Below are 17787 nucleotides of genomic sequence, written 5' to 3'. Positions count from 1 at the left end.
CGCTGCTGCCCGCCTAGGATGGCTGTATCCCAACAACAAGCTAGGAATCTCTTGCGCACCTTTGTCTCGGCCGCGGCAGTTCTCCTTGGTCTTCTCTTGGCCGCTGTGGGCGTTCCCGCCATATGGGTGGACCGGAACATCGTGCAGGAGGACGGCTTTGTGGCACTGGCGGCGCCGCTGGGCAACGACGCTGTGTTTCATCAACGGCTGGCTGCGGCCGCGGTCGGCAGCCTTGGGGCCGGAAGGCAGATGCCGGAGGCCCTCACTGACCTCGTCCGGCCGGTTCTGGAGTCCGCTTCCGAATCCCTCACCACGCTCCCGGGATACCCGGCCGCCTGGGAGGAAACCCTGCGCAGGAGTCACGGGCTGAGTTTTGCCGATCCCCGGACTCTGTCGCCTGAGGTGGATGCTTCCACGTCACTGACACTGGATGTTGCACCGCTGGTTTCGTTACTGGCCCAGCAGATTTCCGGTGTAGTCGGATTTCCGATCGAAGCACCGGACCGGACTCTCATCAATATCGGTCAATCCAACCAGCGGCAGCTCATTGAGCAGGTGTCGGCATACGCACCGATGGGGTACATTCTAGCGCTCGGCAGCGGCGTGGCCTTCGTGCTGGCACTGGTCGCTGCCCGGCGGCGCGAGTATGTCCTCGCCGCAGCGGGGTTCGGGGGGCTGATCCTTGCAGGCTGCTGGGCGCTCGGGCAGCGAATGGCCGGCGACGCTGTCGCTTCCTCGGCGAGCGGCAACGAGGTTGCGGATATATTCAAACGCGAGTTCGTGGCGGCTGCGCAGGAGGGCTTCGGCGGCTGGATCGTGGCGTCGCTGGCGGCCGGCGGCATCCTGCTGGTCTTGGCCGTGTTGCTCCACACATCGCTTGGCAGAACGCGACCCCCGCGAAACTAAGCGGGTCCGCGCTGTTCCGGCAACGTGGGTAGTGGGTCGCCGGCCGTGGTTCCTACGCTTCTGTCTGCGGCGGTCCCGCGCCATGTGGGCTCAAGCGAAACCGGTAGCATTGGGACATGACCTCCTCCGCAGTTTCCCTTTCGATGCCAACAGTCCCGCGCCGTCGGCGATCCCCGGAAGATGTCCTTGCCGCGGCTCCTGTGGCGGGTCTCAAGCGGGTGCTGCTTGCTGCGCCGCGGGGCTACTGTGCGGGCGTCGACCGGGCCGTCATCGCTGTTGAAAAGGCTCTGGAGCACTATGGCCCGCCCGTCTACGTGCGCAAGCAGATCGTGCACAACGTACATGTGGTGAGCTCTTTGGAGGCACAGGGTGCCATCTTCGTTGACGAAACAGATGAAGTCCCGGCGGGCGCACTGGTGATCTTCTCAGCCCATGGCGTGTCACCGGCAGTAGTCCAGTCGGCCGAGGACCGGGGACTTCGTACCATCGATGCCACCTGCCCTTTGGTAACGAAGGTGCACAAGGAAGCCGTGCGGTTCGCCAAGGACGACTTCGACATCCTGCTGATCGGCCACGACGGCCATGAGGAGGTCGAAGGCACAGCGGGTGAGGCCCCGGAGCACATCCAGATCATCAATGGCCCCCATGAGGTGGACAAGGTGACCGTGAGGGACCCTGAAAAGGTCATTTGGTTGTCCCAGACCACTCTCAGCGTGGATGAAACCATGGAAACGGTGCGCCTCCTCAAGGAGCGGTTCCCCACTTTGCAGGATCCGCCCAGCGATGATATCTGCTACGCCACCACCAACCGGCAGGTGGCAATCAAGAAGATCGCCCCTCAGGCAGAGCTGGTGATTGTGGTCGGCTCGGCCAACTCCTCCAATTCGGTGCGTCTGGTGGAGGTGGCTTTGGAATACGGTGCGAAAGCCTCGTACCGGGTGGACTTCGCCAACGAGGTGGATGAATCCTGGTTTGAAGGCGTGGCCACGGTGGGTGTGACATCCGGTGCGTCTGTCCCCGAAGTTCTCGTGAAAGACGTCCTCCGGCTTCTGGCGGACTACGGCTATGCGGCCGTGGAGGAAGTGGTCACGGCTGAAGAGGACCTCCTCTTTTCCCTGCCCAAGGAACTCCGCGCAGCGCTTAAAGAGGCCGGGGACGTCACCCGCGCCCTGGGTGGCCGGCGCTCCCTGGCCTAAGCCGCATTTTCAATCCGCTGGCTTTCGCCCCGCTGGTTCTTTCCGTCCGGACCCTCGATGTTCTGGCGTTCTGAGGGCTGCAGTTCGGGGGCAGCCACCGAACGCGTTGTGGCCTCGATTGCCGCCGGGGTCACCAGTCCGGTGGCGTCGAGGGCATTCAGCTTTCTGGCGGTGGGCAGCACCCGTGCCTCCAGCGTGCCGATCATCGAGTTGTAGCGGTCAACGGATGACTTCAGGGATGAACCCAGCTTGCTGACGTTCTCACCGAGGATCCCCATCCGCTCATACAGCTGCCGGGCAAGGTCGAACAGTTCGCGGGCACTGTCTGTCAGCACATCCTGCCGCCAGGTGAACGCGACGGACTTGAGGACTGCGAGCAGGGTACTGGGCGAGGCGAGGACCACGTTCCTGGACAAGGCATGGTCCAGCAATGTGGCATCCGCAGTCAGGGCCGCCGCCAGGATGGACTCTGCAGGCAGGAAGCAGATCACCAGTTCGGGGGAGTTGCCCGGAATGTCCCAGTACTTCTTGTTGCTGAGGGCGTCTACATGCGATTTCAGGGCCTTGGCGTGTGCAGCCAGCAGGGCCAGCTGCGATGACGCAGACAGCCCGGGTCTGCCGGGTCCGGATCCCAGATCCTGGGCTTCAAGATAAGCAGACAGGGGCACCTTCGCATCCACCACGAGCTGCTTTTCACCAGGCAGTTGGATCACCAGATCGGGCCGGACAGAGGCATCAGCACCTGCGCTGTGGAGCTGTTCGTGGAAATCGACATGACGAAGCATACCGGCTGCCTCCACCACCCGTCTGAGCTGGACTTCGCCCCATTGGCCTCGGGCGCTGTTGGAGCGGAGCGCGGATTCCAGCGCGTGGGTGGACCGGAGAAGCTGTTCGTCCGACAGCCTGGCCTCCTGAAGCTGCTGGGCCAGCTGCCCGTACTGCTCAAGGCGGTCGCGCTCCAACAACGAAACCTGCTGCTGCACGGCAGTGAGCTTTTCGGCGACCGGCGCCAGCGCACGGAGCACATTGCCATCTTGGTTACGGGAATTGCCCAGCTCGCGGTTCTGGACGGTCAGAAGCCGCCGTTCGGCGTCGGCTGCAGCAAATTGCGAACTTACCTCGGCAAGCCGGGACGATACGCCATCAAAGTCCTCTTCAAGCGCGAGGTTCCGCCGCCGGAAAACGGCATAGACAAAGGCGCCGCCAGCCAATGCGCCCAGCAACAACGTAAGAAGAGCCAAAATCACTGCAAATGCATCCATGTCTTCACTGTGGCATGCACCTGTGACATTCCTGCTGATCCACACCGGGGCGCCGGCCAGGCCATGGCCTGGCTGCCGTATCCAGATAGCCACGCCACTACGGGTAGAATCAATGCTCGTGGCTCTTACTATTGGCATCGTCGGACTGCCCAACGTCGGCAAATCAACTCTTTTCAACGCACTGACCCGCAATCAGGTGCTGGCCGCGAACTATCCGTTCGCCACCATCGAGCCGAATGTCGGTGTCGTGAACCTTCCGGATCCGAGACTCAAGCAGCTGGCAGGCATTTTCGGTTCGCAGCGCCTGTTGCCCGCGGTGGTGTCATTCGTTGACATTGCCGGCATCGTCAAGGGCGCCTCGGAAGGCGAAGGGCTGGGCAATAAGTTCCTGGCCAACATCCGCGAGGCCGAGGCGATCGTCCAGGTGGTCCGGGTATTCGATGATCCGGATGTTATTCACGTGGACGGCAAGGTGGATCCCGGTTCCGACATGGAGACCATCAACACTGAACTGATCCTTGCTGACCTTCAGACCATCGAGAAGGCCATCCCCAGGATCGAAAAAGAAGTCAAGATCAAGAAGCGCGAGGCGGCCGAACTGTCGGCTATCCAGGCAGCGCAGAAGGTCCTGGAGCGCGGCGATACCATTTTTTCCTCTGTTAAGAGCGACAAACTCGAGCCTGAGCACCTCAAGGAGCTCAGCCTTCTCACTGCCAAACCCTTCATCTACGTCTTCAACGCGGACGAAGGAATCCTGGGGAACGCCGAAAAGCAGGCAGAGCTGCGCGCAATGGTTGCACCGGCGGATGCCATTTTCCTCGATGCCAAGCTTGAGTCTGATCTTGTGGAGCTGGACGAGGAGGAAGCCCGCGAAATGCTTGAGATGAACGGGCAGGATGAATCCGGTCTGGATCAGCTTGCCCGCGTCGGATTTCATACCCTCGGACTGCAGACGTATCTCACGGCTGGACCCAAGGAAACGCGTGCCTGGACCATCCACCAGGGCGACACCGCTCCGCAGGCCGCAGGGGTGATCCATACGGATTTCCAGCGCGGTTTCATCAAGGCTGAGGTGGTTTCATTTAACGACCTGATCGACGCCGGCTCCATGGCTGAAGCGAAGTCCCGCGGCAAGGTACGCATCGAAGGCAAGGAATATGTGATGTCCGACGGCGACGTGGTGGAGTTCCGCTTCAACGTCTGACGCATGCGCCACTGCACTTTCAGTGATTGAGAATTAACAACGAAGGCCACGGTTCCATTGAGCCGGGGCTTTTGCTGCGATTGGCGCCTGTACCGCCTACTGGACCGGCACCAACAATTCCCAACGATTCGGGCGGGCGCGGTCAGCTCTTGATTGCATCTCGATAACAACCTTTACTCAGAGACAACTTTCGTACCCGGTCCTCCGCGCTGGGGTTTAGGCTACTTCACATGTGAGACATGCCACATTCTCACTGGGGGATTGTGGCGGTCTGGTCAGCGTCTACAGCGCCGGTCCTTTCCACACTCAAGAAACAATAGGAGGCGGAATGCGATTCAGTCGTATTTCCAGAACAGTAGGGGTCTTGGCGGCTGCTGCACTCGCCCTCAGCGCCTGCGCAGGCAACACGGGGACAACCCCGACCAGCGCGGCCGCCGGGAAGCAGGGCGGCAACGCAACTGTGGTTGAGGTGAACGCCTTCAACACGTTCAATACGAACACCGCGGACGGCAATACCGACATCAATTCTAAAATCAGCTATGCAACGCACTCGGGTTTCTACTACATCGACAACAAACTGAACGTCGTACACAACGACAAGTTCGGCAAGATGGAGAAGACCTCCGACAATCCGCTGACCGTAAAGTACACCATCAACGAGGGTGTGAAATGGTCCGATGGAACCCCCGTTACGTCGGCGGACCTCCTCCTGCAGTGGGCTGCCTTCTCGGGTTACTACGACAACGCAGACTCCGCGGCCAAGACCGGAACCTCCTACTTCTCCTACGCTGGTGACCCCACGGGACTGGCACTGACCGACTTTCCGACGCTTGGCGACGACAACCGCACCATGACGGTAAAATACTCCAAGCCTTTCGCCGACTGGGAAATTGTGCTCGGAGGCCCGGGTATTGACATTCCGGCCCACGTACTGGCTAAAAAAGCAGGTCTCTCCGACGCCAAAGCGTTCGTCGACCTGCTGAAGAGCCTGCCACGCGGTGATTCCAAGGCACCCAAGCCCGCGGACAGCAAACTGCAGGCGATGGCGGAATTTTGGAACACAGGCTTCGATACAAAGACACTTCCGGCAGATCCTTCTCTCTATCTTTCCAATGGTCCGTTCATTGTGAAGAGCATCAACCAGGATCAGTCCCTAACTATGGTCAGAAACAAGGACTATAACTGGGGGCCGGCGGCAAGCCTGGATGAAATTACCGTCCGCTACATCGGCGCTGCGCCGGCACAGGTGCAAGCGTTGAAGAACGGCGAGGCAGACATTATCGCTCCGCAGGCATCTGCTGACACTCTCGAGCAGCTCAAGGCTCTCCAGAGTCAGGGTGTAACTGTCGACCAGGGTAACCAGCTTGCCTACGACCACATAGACCTCAACTTCTCGGGGCCTCTGGCCGGCAAGAGTGTGCGTGAGGCCTTTATGAAGACTATTCCGCGGGCTGACATCGTTGACAAGATCGTCAAGAAGCTGGATCCGCAAGCGAAGCCGCTTGACTCGCAGTTGTTGGTGCCCGCGCAGCCGGCCTACGCTGACTCTGCCAAGAACAACGGCTCGTCAAAGTATGCGACTGTTGACATCGGCGGCGCCAAGACGCTTCTTGCGGGTGCAACACCGGAAATCAAGATCATGTATAACAAGGACAACCCCAACCGCGTTGACGCCTACTCACTGATCCGCGAATCCGCAACGAAAGCCGGCTTCAAGATCGTCGACGGCGGCCTAGGTGCCTCCGACTGGGGCAAAGCACTCGGAAAGGGTGGCTATGACGCCACGATCTTTGGCTGGACCAACCCGGGCGTAGGTGTTTCTGGTGTTCCACAGATCTTCAAGTCCGGAAACGGGTCGAACTTCAATAAGTTCAGTGACCCCGAGGCGGACAAGCTGATGGAGCAGCTCATCGTGACGACAGACCGTAGCAAGCAGGATGATTTCATCAAGCAGATCGACAAGAAGATCTGGGATTCCGCATATGGCCTGCCGTTGTTCCAGTCGGTTGGTGTGGATGCCTACAGCGACCGCATCACCGGTGTGAAATACATGCCGAACCAGACCGGCGTCTGGTGGAACTTCTGGGAGTGGGCCGAGAAGTAAGCCGGCGAACGCAAGCAAAGCCAGCTAGCTAAGGCGCCGGGACCCAAGCACTTGGTCCCGGCGCCTTTCTGGCGGCAACATCCGCTGATGCCGTACACCCTGTCGAAAAACTCCGGGGGACACCCGGCGGGAGACCCTGCGACCGGTCCACTAAGCCTGGGCCCGAATACTGAGGTTCGAACACAATGGTGACCTACATTGTCCGGCGTCTGATCACCGCCGCACTTATACTTCTGGGCGCATCTTTCCTGGTGTATCTCTTGACAGCGGCGTCGGGAGATCCGCTGGCGGAGTACCGTGCGAGCAGCGCGCCCAATAAACAGCAGCTGATGGACTCCAGGAGTCAACTCCTGGACTTGGACACTCCTGCTCCGCTGCGCTACTTCAAGTGGCTGGGTGGGGCAGCCCAATGCATCGTGCCCTTTGCGAACTCCTGCAATCTCGGAAAAAACATCGCCGGCCAACCCATCACTGATGCACTGGGGAACGCGTTGGTCCAGACGCTGACCCTGGTCACAGGAGCCACGATTCTTGCGATATTGGTGGGCATTACCCTTGGGATCATCACGGCTCTGCGACAGTACAGCGCCCTGGATTACGGTGTGACATTCATGGCGTTCCTGTTCTTCTCACTGCCAATTTTCTGGGTGGCAGTGCTGCTCAAGGAATTCGGTGCCATCGGGTTCAACGACTTCCTGCGAAACCCCGCGATACCGTGGCCGACTGCGGCGGGTATTGGTGCGGCCTTCGGTGTGGTGGCAGCGGTTGTTGCCGGCGGGAGAGCCCAACGCCGGATTCTCATCGCCGGAGTCGTGTTCGTCTTCGTTACCGCAGTCCTGCTATATTTCTCGGCTGCGTCGTGGTTCAAAACCCCGGGTCTTGGCCCCGTGGTGATCGCAATCGCGGGTATCGGCATCGCCTTTGCCATTACCCTCTTGACCGCCGGCCTGAAGAACAGGAAGGCATTGCAGTCAGCGCTGATCGCAGTCGGTGTCGGACTCGTCGCCTATTTCGCCGTCCAGCCACTGCTGGATCAGGCCACCTTCCTGATGGTGGTGCTGTTGGCATTCGCCACAGTACTGGTGGGGATGGGAATCGGCTACCTTGTTGGCGGCTATGACCGCGGGCAATCCATGCGTGCGGCCGCCCTCACCTCGTTCCTGATGGGTTTCCTGATCATGCTGGACCGCTTCATGCAGGCCTGGCCAACGTACTTCAACAACAGCCGTGTGCGTGGGCGGCCGATTGCCACCATCGGAGCCACCACACCCAACATTGAGGGTGACTTCTGGGTGTTGAGCCTTGATTCCTTCACCCACCTGATCCTGCCAACCGCGGCCTTGGTCCTGATTTCGCTGGCGGGCTACACCAGGTTCACCCGGGCATCAATGCTGGAAATCATGAACATGGACTATATCAGGACGGCCCGGGCCAAGGGGGTGGCGGAACGGACCGTGGTGATGCGGCATGCCTTCCGCAATGCGCTGATTCCGATTGCCACCATCGTGGCATTCGATATCGGTGGCCTGATCGGCGGGGCTGTTATCACGGAGCGGGTCTTCTCCATTCGCGGTATGGGCTTCCTGTTTTTTGATGGAATCGGGCATGTTGACCCAAACCCGGTGATGGGTGTCTTCATCTGCGTGGCCATTACGGCCATGGCATTCAACCTCATTGCGGATCTTGCCTATTCCGCACTTGACCCACGCGTAAGGGTAAAAGCATGAGCCAGCCGAGTCAGCAAGATGAAGTCATGGCGGAGCAGGCGACGCTGGACCGGCAGGCCGCAGCCGGAATTGAACCGATCATCGAAGCGAAGGGTCTCAGCCAGGGGCAGATTGTCCGCAAACGCTTCCTGGGACACTCAGGTGCGATCGTGGGTCTGGTTGTATTTGCCATCATTTTCATCATGACGTTTACTTCGGTGGGGTACGCCGGAATTCCGGGTTGGTGGAAGTACAACCATGTTGATGTTTCCCCATTGGTTAATGATGGCGCGCCTACGTCAGGGCTGTGGCCGTTGGCTTGGGGTGAGCATCCTTTCGGCCAAGACCGGATCGGCCGGGATTTGTTTGCCATGACCATGCGGGGTGCCCAGCAATCTATCACCGTTATGGTGGTCATCGGATTCCTCGCAGGGCTGATAGGCGTCCTGGTGGGGGCCCTCTCCGGATACTTCAGGGGCTGGGTCGAGGCAGTGCTGATGCGCCTGACAGATGTGATTATCATTGTTCCTGCTTTGCTGCTTGCCGCTGTGATGGCGCAGATGGCTGGCCGTCGCGACGGCGGAAGCTGGTTTACTTCGTTCGCCAGCAGCAATGGTGTACTTATTCTGGGGATCTTCCTTGGTCTCATCAGCTGGGTCGGTCTGGCGCGCCTCATGCGCGGTGAATTCTTGACCTTGCGCGAACGCGAATTTGTTGATGCGGCAAGGATTTCCGGCGCCAGCAACACCAGGATCATTTTCAAGCACATCCTGCCCAATGCCGTAGGTGTGCTGATCGTCAATGTGACACTGACGATGTCGGCCGCCATCCTGACCGAAACAGCGCTCAGCTACCTCGGTGTCGGTGTGAAGTCTCCTGATACCTCGCTGGGACTGCTTATTTCTCAGAACGAAGAAGCCTTCGCCACGCGTCCGTGGCTGTTCTGGTTCCCGGGTCTTTTCATTGTGCTCATCTGCCTCAGCATCAACTTCATTGGTGATGGCTTACGGGATGCTTTTGACCCTCGTCAGAAGAAATTCAACGCCAAGAAGGCAGCGGGCGCCAACGCCGGAACACCATCGGAGAAAATGCCGGGTACGGCCATTGGCGGTTCCTCCCCTGACGGTCGTGGTTCATCATCTGATGCGCCAAAGGGGGCCTGAATGGCTGCCGCCTGCAGTTTCGCGTCACATCAGGGCCACAGCCCAGTAGCTGGCTGCCATCAGCACCACGACAGTGCCGGCTTCCAGCCAGTGGTAGCTGGCAGTCACCGGCGTCGTTTCAGCGCTGCCCGCATCCAGCATTCCGTCTTCGATGAGCTCCTGCCAGCGGGAACGGACCAGCCGTGCGGCCTGGCCGGAATCGGTATTCCTGAGGTCTCCGGGCCGTACCGATTGGCCGGGGCCGTAGGTTGTCCCGGGCAGTCCCTGGAGGTCTTCGGGCCGGGCGTTGCGTCCCCCCCAGATACCAGGGGCAGGCGCGGCCCACGAGGCATAGCTCTTGCCAGGGGTCACCAGCGTCAATGCATAGCGGGTGTCCACGTCTACGAGGGCGGCCCACGGGACAGCTATGGAACGGAACGGATTCTCCAGAACCACACCGGTGTCGTTGACAACCACGGCAGGGCGCCAAAACACTATCCAGCCGAGGAAAGCAATCAACAGGAACGGACCGGCCCCGACCAGAGCCTCCGGGCCTCCGGTGCTCACCGTGACTGCCAGGCCGAAAGCGGCCACCAGCCAGGAGAGGCACGCGAACCACTTGTTCGTGCGGGCCTTGAAAATCTCAACGTTTCCGGCGTGCGGCACAGTGCTCATGCCCCTAATAGTTCAGGATTCCGAGCCACAGCACTAATTGCCGGTGATCCGGTGGCACGGGTGGAAGGGAAATCCCAACATGACCAACAACATCAGCCCTGACCCCGCCGATGCAGCGGCCTCCGGGCCAGGCACAGGCGAGGTTGTCCTGGAGGTCCGCGATCTCAGCGTTGACTTCGGGGTGGATAAAAAGTGGGTTCCGGCTGCCATTGGCCTGAACTATGAAGTGCGAGCCGGCGAGGTGCTGGCCATCGTCGGAGAATCGGGTTCGGGCAAGAGCGCCAGTTCCATGGCCCTTCTTGGACTTCTGCCCAGCAACAGCCGCGTCTCCGGCAGCGTCAGGCTGTCCGGCAAAGAACTTCTGGGTGACGATGCGTCCAATATCCGCGATGTCCGCGGCAAAGACGTTGCCGTGATTTTCCAGGAACCCATGACGGCGCTTAACCCGGTCTACACCGTAGGTGCACAGATCGTGGAAACCATCCGGCTGCACAGCGAAGTCTCACCTGACCAGGCCCGCGAGCGGGCGTTACGGATGCTTGACCTGGTGGAACTGCCGGATCCGGAAAAGGCCTTCAAATCCTACCCCCACCAGCTGTCCGGCGGTCAGCGGCAACGGGCCATGATCGCGCAGTCGCTGTCGTGCGACCCGAAGCTGCTCATCGCTGACGAACCCACAACAGCCTTGGATGTAACGGTGCAGGCGGAAATCCTGGACCTGATGCGGAATCTCCGCAACAAGCTGGACAGCGCAATCGTGCTCATCACCCACGACATGGGTGTGGTGGCGGACCTCGCAGACCGGATCGCCGTGATGCGCCAGGGCCTGATTGTGGAAACGGGCACCGCCGCCCAGATATTCGGCAACCCGCAGCACCCCTACACGCAGGCGCTGCTGGCAGCCGTCCCGCATCTGGGACAGGGAGGACCGGACTCCGCCGGGGAAGTCGATGTGACGGCCGCCCTCGCCGCCGCCACGAACGCCGAGCTGGAAACGGTGGATCATGACGAACTGGTGCGCCGCGAACAGGCGAACGCTGCGGCCCTTGCCGCCGCTGAGGAAGCCAGGCCAAAGGGCGAGCCGGTGCTTGAGCTCACCGACGTCACCATTGAATATCCCAAGCAGGGCAGGGTTCCGGCATTCCGGGCGGTGGAGGGCGCCAACCTGGTGATCTACCCGGGGCAGGTCGTAGGACTGGTGGGGGAGTCAGGCTCCGGCAAGACCACCATTGGCCGTGCAGCCGTTGGCCTGCTGCCCGTGGCTGCCGGCACCATGCGGGTAGTGGGCCAGGACATTTCCGCGGCGAAGAGGAACGGCAAGCAACTTCATCAGGTGCGGCGCCATATCGGCATGGTTTTCCAAGACCCTTCGTCGTCCCTGAACCCGAGGCTGCCCATCGGAGAGAGCATCGGGGAACCGATGTTTCTGGCAGGTGTAGCCAAGGGCAGTGATCTGCAGAAGCGGATCGAGGCGTTGCTGGACCAGGTCGAATTGCCGCGCGGCTACCGCAACAGGTACCCGCATGAGCTCTCCGGTGGGCAGAAACAACGCGTGGGCATCGCCCGTGCGTTGTCGCTCAGTCCCAAGCTGATGGTGGCGGATGAGCCGACGTCGGCACTGGACGTCTCGGTGCAGGCCAAGGTACTGGAGCTCTTCCAGAACCTGCAGAAGGAGCTCGGTTTCGCGTGCCTGTTTGTGACCCACGATCTCGCGGTGGTTGATGTTCTCGCCGACCGCATCTGCGTTATGCAGCGCGGGCGGATCGTGGAGCAGGGGACCCGTGATCAGATTCTTCGTAATCCGCAGGAGCCCTATACCCAGCGACTGCTGGCCGCAGTTCCATTGCCGGATCCAGAGAAGCAGCGCGAGCGCCGTGAACTCCGGGCCCAGTTACTGGCGGCGGGCGTGGAGTAATGGGCGTCACTATTCCGGCGAATAGTACCAGTGGGTAACATTTGACTTGAAATTGCCCGCTGCTGTCGGTAGAACCCGGTTACGGTTTGGCAACGGAGTACCACTATTTGGACTCTATGCGGTTAGGCTACTCACATATGTAGGCCACGTCACAGGGTAATGCTGTGCCGGGCCTGCGGGGTTGCACAAGACTTCCCCTGAAAAACTCCCACAACTCATAGGAGGCGGAATGCGTTTCACGCGCACTTCCAAAGCACTGGGCATGGTGGCAATCGCTGCCCTCGCCCTGACCGGATGCGGTGCCGGAGGTGGCACCAATGGCGGTGCCAGTACGGCTGTCGGCGATCCAAACAAGGTAATCACCGCATATAGCAACGAACCCCAGAACCCACTGCTGCCGGCCAACACCAACGAGGTGTACGGCGGCCGCGTTGTTGAACTGCTCTTCGAAGGCCTTCGCGCTTACGATGCCAATGGCAAGCCGGTCAACGCTCTTGCGGATTCCATTGACTCGACTGACGCGCAGAACTGGACCATCAAGGTGAAGAAGGGTGCAAAGTTCACGAACGGCGAAGCGATCACTGCCAAGACTTTCGTGGATTCGTGGAACTTCGCCGCGAATTCGAAAAACCTCCAGAACAACGGATTCTTCTTCGAATCCATCGCGGGCTATGACGATGTCTCGGCGGTAACCAAGTCCACGGGCGCCGACGGCAAGACCACTTCCACCCCTGCCCCGAAGGCCGACATCATGTCAGGTCTGGTGGCCACGGATGACTCGACCATCACGGTTAAGCTGGCCCAGCCGGAGGCTGACTGGTCCCTGCGCCTTGGATACTCGGCATTCTTCCCGCTTCCGTCCGCTGCAATGACGGATCCGAAGACCTTTGGCGAGAACCCGGTCGGCAACGGCCCCTACAAGTTCGCCAAAACCGGTTCATGGGTCCATGACCAGTCCATCTCCCTTGTGAAGAACGCTGACTACAGCGGTCCCCGCGCAGCGAAGAACGGTGGCGTGACCTTCAAGTTCTACACCGATCCGAGCCCGGCTTACACGGATCTGCAGTCCGATAATCTGGACGTCACGGACGTCTTGCCGTCAAATGCGCTGAAGACCTACGTCGCGGATTTCCCGGACCGTAACGCCACGAAGCCTGTGGCCACCGACTCCACGCTGAACATCCCGGGGTACAACCCGAACTTCAAGGGTGAGGCCGGCAAGCTCCGCCGCCAGGCGCTCTCCTACGCGATCAACCGCGAGGAAATCGCCAAGGTGGTTTTCAACGGAACCCGCACCCCGGCCAAGGCTTACGCCCCGCCGGTGATCGATGGCTTCAAGGACAGCCTTGCGGGCAGCGAAGTCTTGAAGTTTGACGCCGCCAAGGCCAAGGACCTTTGGGCCCAGGCTGAGAAGATCCAGCCTTATGACAGTTCCAAGCCGCTTCAGATTGCCTCCAACACTGACGGTGGCAACAAGGAATGGATTGACGCCGTTGCCAACGGCTTCAAGAACAACCTCGGCATCCAGGCTGAAATCCAACCGTTCGCCAAGTTTGCGGAAGTACTGAACTTGCGCAAGTCGCAGTCCCTCCCGGGGCTGACCCGTGCTGGCTGGCAGGGCGACTACCCGTCGCTGTACAACTTCCTTGGACCTGTTTGGGCAACGGGCGCATCCTCCAACTACGAGAAGTACTCGAACCCCGAGTTCGACAAGTTGCTCAAGGAGGGCCTTGCGGCCAAGTCCACCACTGAGGCGAACGACAAGTTCAACAAGGCACAGGAGATCCTCTTCCAGGACCTTCCCGGCCTGCCGCTCTGGGATCAGGCAAAGCCGATCGTGTGGAGCAACAACGTTGTGAAGGCCGAGACCGGCTGGAATGGCGGCATTCTCTACTACAACATCACGGCTAAGTAGCTTCCAGGATCTAACTTACCGCCAGGCATTTGGGGGTCCGGTTTTGGCCGGGCCCCTATTTGCCTGCACCGGTAGGAAGGCACGCATGAAACCGATTTCTTCCATCCAGGAAGGGCGGTGATCCCATGGTCAGCTATATACTGCGCCGACTCCTGCAAGTGATCCCCGTTTTCCTTGGCACCACTCTTTTGGTCTACTACATGGTGTTCGCCCTACCCGGCGATCCCATCGCGGCGCTGTTCGGCGACCGCCAACCTCCGCAAGCCATTATCGACACCTTGCGGAGCCAGTATCATCTCAATGAACCTTTCTGGGTTCAGTACGGGATATTCCTCAAAAATCTCTTTACGTTCAATTTGGGCAACGACTTCACCGGGCAGCCCATTGCTGCCACCTTGGCCCGCGTGTTCCCTGTCACGGCCATGCTGGCCGTGGAGGCCCTCATTATTCAAGCTGTCTTCGGGGTGGCGTTCGGTGTCTTCGCCGGTCTGCGCCGCGGCAAGTGGTTTGATTCCACAGTGCTGGTGGCATCCCTGGTGGTCATCGCTGTTCCGACCTTCGTCCTTGGTTTTGTCTTCCAATTGGTCTTCGGCGTGAGGCTTGGCTGGGCAAAGCCGACAGTGGGGGCGAATGCTGACTGGGGCAATCTTCTCTTGCCCGCCGTAGTGCTGGGCCTGGTGTCTTTTGCGTATGTACTCCGTCTGACCCGAGCCTCGGTCAGCGAGAACATGAACGCCGACTACGTCCGCACCGCAACCGCCAAGGGACTTTCGCGGCCGCGCGTCGTCATGGCGCATATCCTGCGCAACTCGCTGATCCCGGTCGTCACGTATTTGGGTGCAAACCTGGGTGGACTCATGGGCGGTGCCATCGTTACAGAAGGCATTTTCAATGTTCCCGGCGTGGGCAACAAGCTGTACCAAGCGGTACTGCGCGGTGAAGGACCAACAATAGTGTCCATTGTGAGCGTTTTGGTGCTGGTATTTGTGGTGGCCAATTTGCTCGTCGACCTCCTGTACGCCTGGCTTGACCCAAGGATCCGCTATGACCAGTAAAAATTCGCATTTTGTTGCGCCCATTGATGAGACACCGTTGTTGGCAACGGACTCTCTCAAGACTGATCAGGCACCCTTGAGCCTCTGGTCGGATGCTTGGCGCAAGCTCCGCAAGCAGCCGCTGTTCATTATTTCGGCGGTCATGATTTTTGGCTTGGCGTTCGTGGCTCTGTTCCCGGGGCTGATCGCGACCGTGTCGCCTACGGACAATTGCCAGTTGTCCAGTTCTGAAGCTGGCCCCACTGACGGACATCCATTCGGGTTCACTTTCCAGGGCTGCGATGTCTTCTCCCGCGTGGTTCACGGGACGCAGGCTTCGCTTTCCGTGGGTGTGCTCTCCGTGCTCTGTGTTTTGGTCATCGGGGTGACTTTCGGCGCGCTTGCCGGATATTATGGCGGCTGGCTGGACACCGTGCTGGCTCGCTTGGGCGATATCTTCTTCGCTCTGCCGTTGATTCTGGGAGCCCTTGTTATCACGCAGTTGCCCTTGTTTCGTGCGAATAAGAGCGTCTGGACTGTCGTTCTGGTCATATCGCTTCTGGCATGGCCTCAGATGGCTAGGATCACGCGCGGTGCAGTGATTGAGGTCCGCAATGCGGATTTTGTCACTGCAGCCCGTGCCTTGGGAGTATCTAAATTTGGTGCATTGCTGCGCCATGTGCTGCCCAACGCGTTGGCGCCAGTCATTGTGCTGGCCACTCTGGAACTGGGCGTTTTCATTGTGGCCGAGGCGACACTGTCATTTCTCGGTATTGGTTTGCCGCCGTCCATCATGTCGTGGGGTAACGATATTTCGGCCGCCCAAGCGTCGATTCGGACGCATCCGGAAATAATGCTCTACCCGGCAGCCGCATTGTCCATGACCGTCCTCAGCTTCATCATGCTTGGGGACGCCGTACGCGATGCTCTCGATCCTAAGAGTCGTCAGCGATGAGGGAACCCACAATGACAGACGTTTACATTAATGAATCCGGTGTGTCTGGAGTCCGGCCAATTCTGGAAATCAAGGATCTGGCCATTACCTTCAAAACGGGTGGGGGCGACGTCCTCGCCGTTCGGAACGCACACCTGACCATCATGCCTGGCGAGACCGTTGCGATTGTGGGAGAGTCCGGTTCGGGAAAGTCGACAACTGCCTTGGCTGCTATCGGTCTCCTGCCCGCCAACGGCAAGGTCTCCAACGGCCAGATTATGCTCGATGGCGAGGACATTGCGCACGCCAGCGAACAGCGGATGATCGAGCTCCGTGGCAACAGCATCGGCATGGTTCCACAGGATCCAATGTCCAATCTGAACCCGGTGTGGAAAATTGGCTATCAGGTGCGCGAAACCCTGCGCGCTAACGGAAAACCCAGCAGCCCGAAAGACGTTGCAAAGGTTCTGTCACAGGCTGGCCTGCCGGATGCTCATCGGCGCGCCAAACAGTACCCGCATGAGTTCTCGGGCGGTATGCGTCAGCGTGCTCTGATCGCGATCGGTCTCTCGTGCCAGCCACGGCTCCTCATCGCGGACGAACCGACGTCCGCGCTGGATGTGACAGTTCAGCGTCAGATTCTGGATCATTTGGACACGATGACCACCGAGCTTGGTACCTCCGTCCTGCTGATCACGCACGATCTGGGTTTGGCGGCGGAGCGCGCAGACAAGGTTGTGGTCATGTATCGCGGACAGGTGGTGGAAGCGGGCCCTTCATTGGACCTGCTCCAGAACCCGCAGCACCCGTACACGCAGCGGCTCGTTGCCTCGGCACCGTCGCTGGCGTCCCGGCGCATCCAGGCTGCCAAGGAACGGGGATTGGAAGCCTCGGATCTGCTGGCTCCAAGCGCCGCGGCGAAGGCAGCTGACAATCTGCTGCAGATCCGGGACCTGCGCAAGGTCTACAAGTTGCGTCAGGGACTAGGTAAATCCACGGACTTTGCCGCCGTGGACGGTCTCAGCTTTGATGTCAAGCGCGGAACCACCGCGGCGATTGTGGGAGAGTCCGGTTCGGGCAAGTCCACGGTGGCTAAGATGGTCCTCCAGTTGGAGAAGCCGACGGCCGGGAGTATCGTGTTCGACGGCGTGGACACTGCCGCACTGAAGGGCCGTGAGTTGTTCAAGTTCCGCAGGCGAGTCCAGCCGATCTTCCAGGACCCTTATGGTTCGCTCGATCCGATGTACAACATCTATAGGACCATTGAGGAACCACTGCGAGTCCACAACATTGGTACCACCCAGAGCCGTGAAAAGAAGGTCCGCGAGCTCCTCGACCAAGTGGCGCTTCCGCAGTCCACCATGCAGCGGTACCCGAACGAGCTTTCCGGCGGACAGCGCCAGCGTGTAGCCATCGCACGAGCGCTCGCCCTGGACCCGGAAGTCATCATCTGTGACGAAGCGGTTTCGGCGCTGGACGTTCTGGTGCAGGCACAGGTGCTGAACCTGCTAGCTGAGCTGCAGTCCAACCTTGGACTCACGTACCTGTTCATTACCCACGACCTCGCTGTGGTCCGGCAGATTGCGGATCACGTATGTGTCATGGAAAAGGGCAAGCTGGTGGAAACAGGATCCACGGATGACGTCTTCGATTCGCCGCAGCAGGATTACACCAAGGCCCTGCTGAATGCGATTCCGGGTGCGCGTCTGATGCTCCCGCCGGGAGTTGCCTAGCGGTAATATGCCGGGCGGCCGTCGCGTTTAGGCAAACAGAGCCGGTGCTGACCTCAGGGGC

Annotated in this window: 13 protein-coding genes; 11 read left to right on the top strand and 2 right to left on the bottom strand. The window is 59.9% G+C overall.

Annotated features, from left to right (window positions below):
• Positions 1-51: 51 nt before the first annotated feature.
• Positions 52-906 (top strand): hypothetical protein, encoded by an 855-nt coding sequence (locus ACQCST_RS14635; protein ID WP_426996474.1) that lies wholly within the window; start codon positions 52-54, stop codon positions 904-906.
• Between the two features lie 116 nt (positions 907-1022).
• Positions 1023-2102, top strand: a complete 1080-nt coding sequence (locus tag ACQCST_RS14630) for a 4-hydroxy-3-methylbut-2-enyl diphosphate reductase (RefSeq protein WP_426996473.1) — start codon at positions 1023-1025, stop codon at positions 2100-2102.
• Here the strand turns inward: ACQCST_RS14630 and ACQCST_RS14625 are convergent.
• Complete coding sequence (locus tag ACQCST_RS14625; protein WP_426996472.1) at positions 2099-3364, bottom strand: DNA recombination protein RmuC; 1266 nt, start codon at positions 3362-3364, stop codon at positions 2099-2101. The genes ACQCST_RS14630 and ACQCST_RS14625 overlap by 4 nt on opposite strands.
• Before the next feature lie 118 nt (positions 3365-3482).
• Here ACQCST_RS14625 and ychF point away from each other — a divergent pair, with 118 nt between their 5' ends.
• From ychF to ACQCST_RS14605, 4 genes are all read left to right on the top strand, one after another.
• The gene (gene ychF / locus ACQCST_RS14620) at positions 3483-4568 is read left to right on the top strand and encodes a redox-regulated ATPase YchF (protein WP_426996470.1); all 1086 of its coding nucleotides are present in this window, start codon (positions 3483-3485) and stop codon (positions 4566-4568) included.
• 328 nt (positions 4569-4896) lie between these two features.
• Positions 4897-6672: an ABC transporter family substrate-binding protein gene (locus ACQCST_RS14615; protein ID WP_426996469.1), complete on the top strand. Its 1776-nt coding sequence runs from the start codon at positions 4897-4899 to the stop codon at positions 6670-6672.
• A 185-nt stretch (positions 6673-6857) separates the two neighbouring features.
• Positions 6858-8399, top strand: a complete 1542-nt coding sequence (locus ACQCST_RS14610) for an ABC transporter permease (protein ID WP_426996468.1) — start codon at positions 6858-6860, stop codon at positions 8397-8399.
• A gap of 26 nt (positions 8400-8425) precedes the next feature.
• Complete coding sequence (locus ACQCST_RS14605) at positions 8426-9541, top strand: ABC transporter permease (protein ID WP_426999192.1); 1116 nt, start codon at positions 8426-8428, stop codon at positions 9539-9541.
• 24 nt (positions 9542-9565) lie between these two features.
• Here the strand turns inward: ACQCST_RS14605 and ACQCST_RS14600 are convergent, their stop codons facing one another.
• A complete protein-coding gene (locus ACQCST_RS14600) occupies positions 9566-10195 on the bottom strand; it encodes a PH domain-containing protein (protein ID WP_426996467.1) in 630 nt (209 codons plus the stop codon).
• A 79-nt stretch (positions 10196-10274) separates the two neighbouring features.
• Here ACQCST_RS14600 and ACQCST_RS14595 point away from each other — a divergent pair, with 79 nt between their 5' ends.
• The 5 genes from ACQCST_RS14595 to ACQCST_RS14575 all read left to right on the top strand — a co-directional run bounded on the left by ACQCST_RS14595 (position 10275) and on the right by ACQCST_RS14575 (position 17726).
• Positions 10275-12110, top strand: a complete 1836-nt coding sequence (locus ACQCST_RS14595; protein ID WP_426996466.1) for an ABC transporter ATP-binding protein — start codon at positions 10275-10277, stop codon at positions 12108-12110.
• Positions 12111-12339: 229 nt separating this feature from the next.
• Positions 12340-14025 (top strand): peptide ABC transporter substrate-binding protein, encoded by a 1686-nt coding sequence (locus ACQCST_RS14590; RefSeq protein ID WP_426996465.1) that lies wholly within the window; start codon positions 12340-12342, stop codon positions 14023-14025.
• Between the two features lie 125 nt (positions 14026-14150).
• Positions 14151-15080: an ABC transporter permease gene (locus ACQCST_RS14585; RefSeq protein WP_426996464.1), complete on the top strand. Its 930-nt coding sequence runs from the start codon at positions 14151-14153 to the stop codon at positions 15078-15080.
• On the top strand, positions 15070-16014 hold the full coding sequence (locus ACQCST_RS14580) for an ABC transporter permease (RefSeq protein ID WP_426996463.1): 945 nt from the start codon (positions 15070-15072) through the stop codon (positions 16012-16014). The genes ACQCST_RS14585 and ACQCST_RS14580 overlap by 11 nt, the downstream gene beginning before the upstream one ends.
• Positions 16015-16025: 11 nt before the next feature.
• Positions 16026-17726, top strand: coding sequence for a dipeptide ABC transporter ATP-binding protein (locus ACQCST_RS14575; RefSeq protein WP_426996462.1), 1701 nt, complete (start codon positions 16026-16028; stop codon positions 17724-17726).
• Positions 17727-17787 lie beyond the last annotated feature (61 nt).

Source organism: Pseudarthrobacter sp. N5 (assembly GCF_050157035.1).
Taxonomy (GTDB): Bacteria; Actinomycetota; Actinomycetes; order Actinomycetales; family Micrococcaceae; genus Arthrobacter.
The sequence above is the reverse complement of the archived record's forward strand: the minus strand, read 5'-3'. Positions and strand labels throughout refer to the sequence as shown.

Bases quoted from the DNA above. Each gene is read 5' to 3' on its own strand.
- ACQCST_RS14630 (WP_426996473.1), top strand. From the start codon at position 1,023: ATGACCTCCTCCGCAGTTTCCCTTTCGATGCCAACAGTCCCGCGCCGT.
- ACQCST_RS14625 (WP_426996472.1), bottom strand. From the start codon at position 3,364: ATGGATGCATTTGCAGTGATTTTGGCTCTTCTTACGTTGTTGCTGGGC.
- ACQCST_RS14615 (WP_426996469.1), top strand. From the start codon at position 4,897: ATGCGATTCAGTCGTATTTCCAGAACAGTAGGGGTCTTGGCGGCTGCT.
- ACQCST_RS14610 (WP_426996468.1), top strand. From the start codon at position 6,858: ATGGTGACCTACATTGTCCGGCGTCTGATCACCGCCGCACTTATACTT.
- ACQCST_RS14605 (WP_426999192.1), top strand. From the start codon at position 8,426: ATGGCGGAGCAGGCGACGCTGGACCGGCAGGCCGCAGCCGGAATTGAA.
- ACQCST_RS14600 (WP_426996467.1), bottom strand. From the start codon at position 10,195: ATGAGCACTGTGCCGCACGCCGGAAACGTTGAGATTTTCAAGGCCCGC.
- ACQCST_RS14595 (WP_426996466.1), top strand. From the start codon at position 10,275: ATGACCAACAACATCAGCCCTGACCCCGCCGATGCAGCGGCCTCCGGG.
- ACQCST_RS14590 (WP_426996465.1), top strand. From the start codon at position 12,340: ATGCGTTTCACGCGCACTTCCAAAGCACTGGGCATGGTGGCAATCGCT.
- ACQCST_RS14585 (WP_426996464.1), top strand. From the start codon at position 14,151: ATGGTCAGCTATATACTGCGCCGACTCCTGCAAGTGATCCCCGTTTTC.
- ACQCST_RS14580 (WP_426996463.1), top strand. From the start codon at position 15,070: ATGACCAGTAAAAATTCGCATTTTGTTGCGCCCATTGATGAGACACCG.
- ACQCST_RS14575 (WP_426996462.1), top strand. From the start codon at position 16,026: ATGACAGACGTTTACATTAATGAATCCGGTGTGTCTGGAGTCCGGCCA.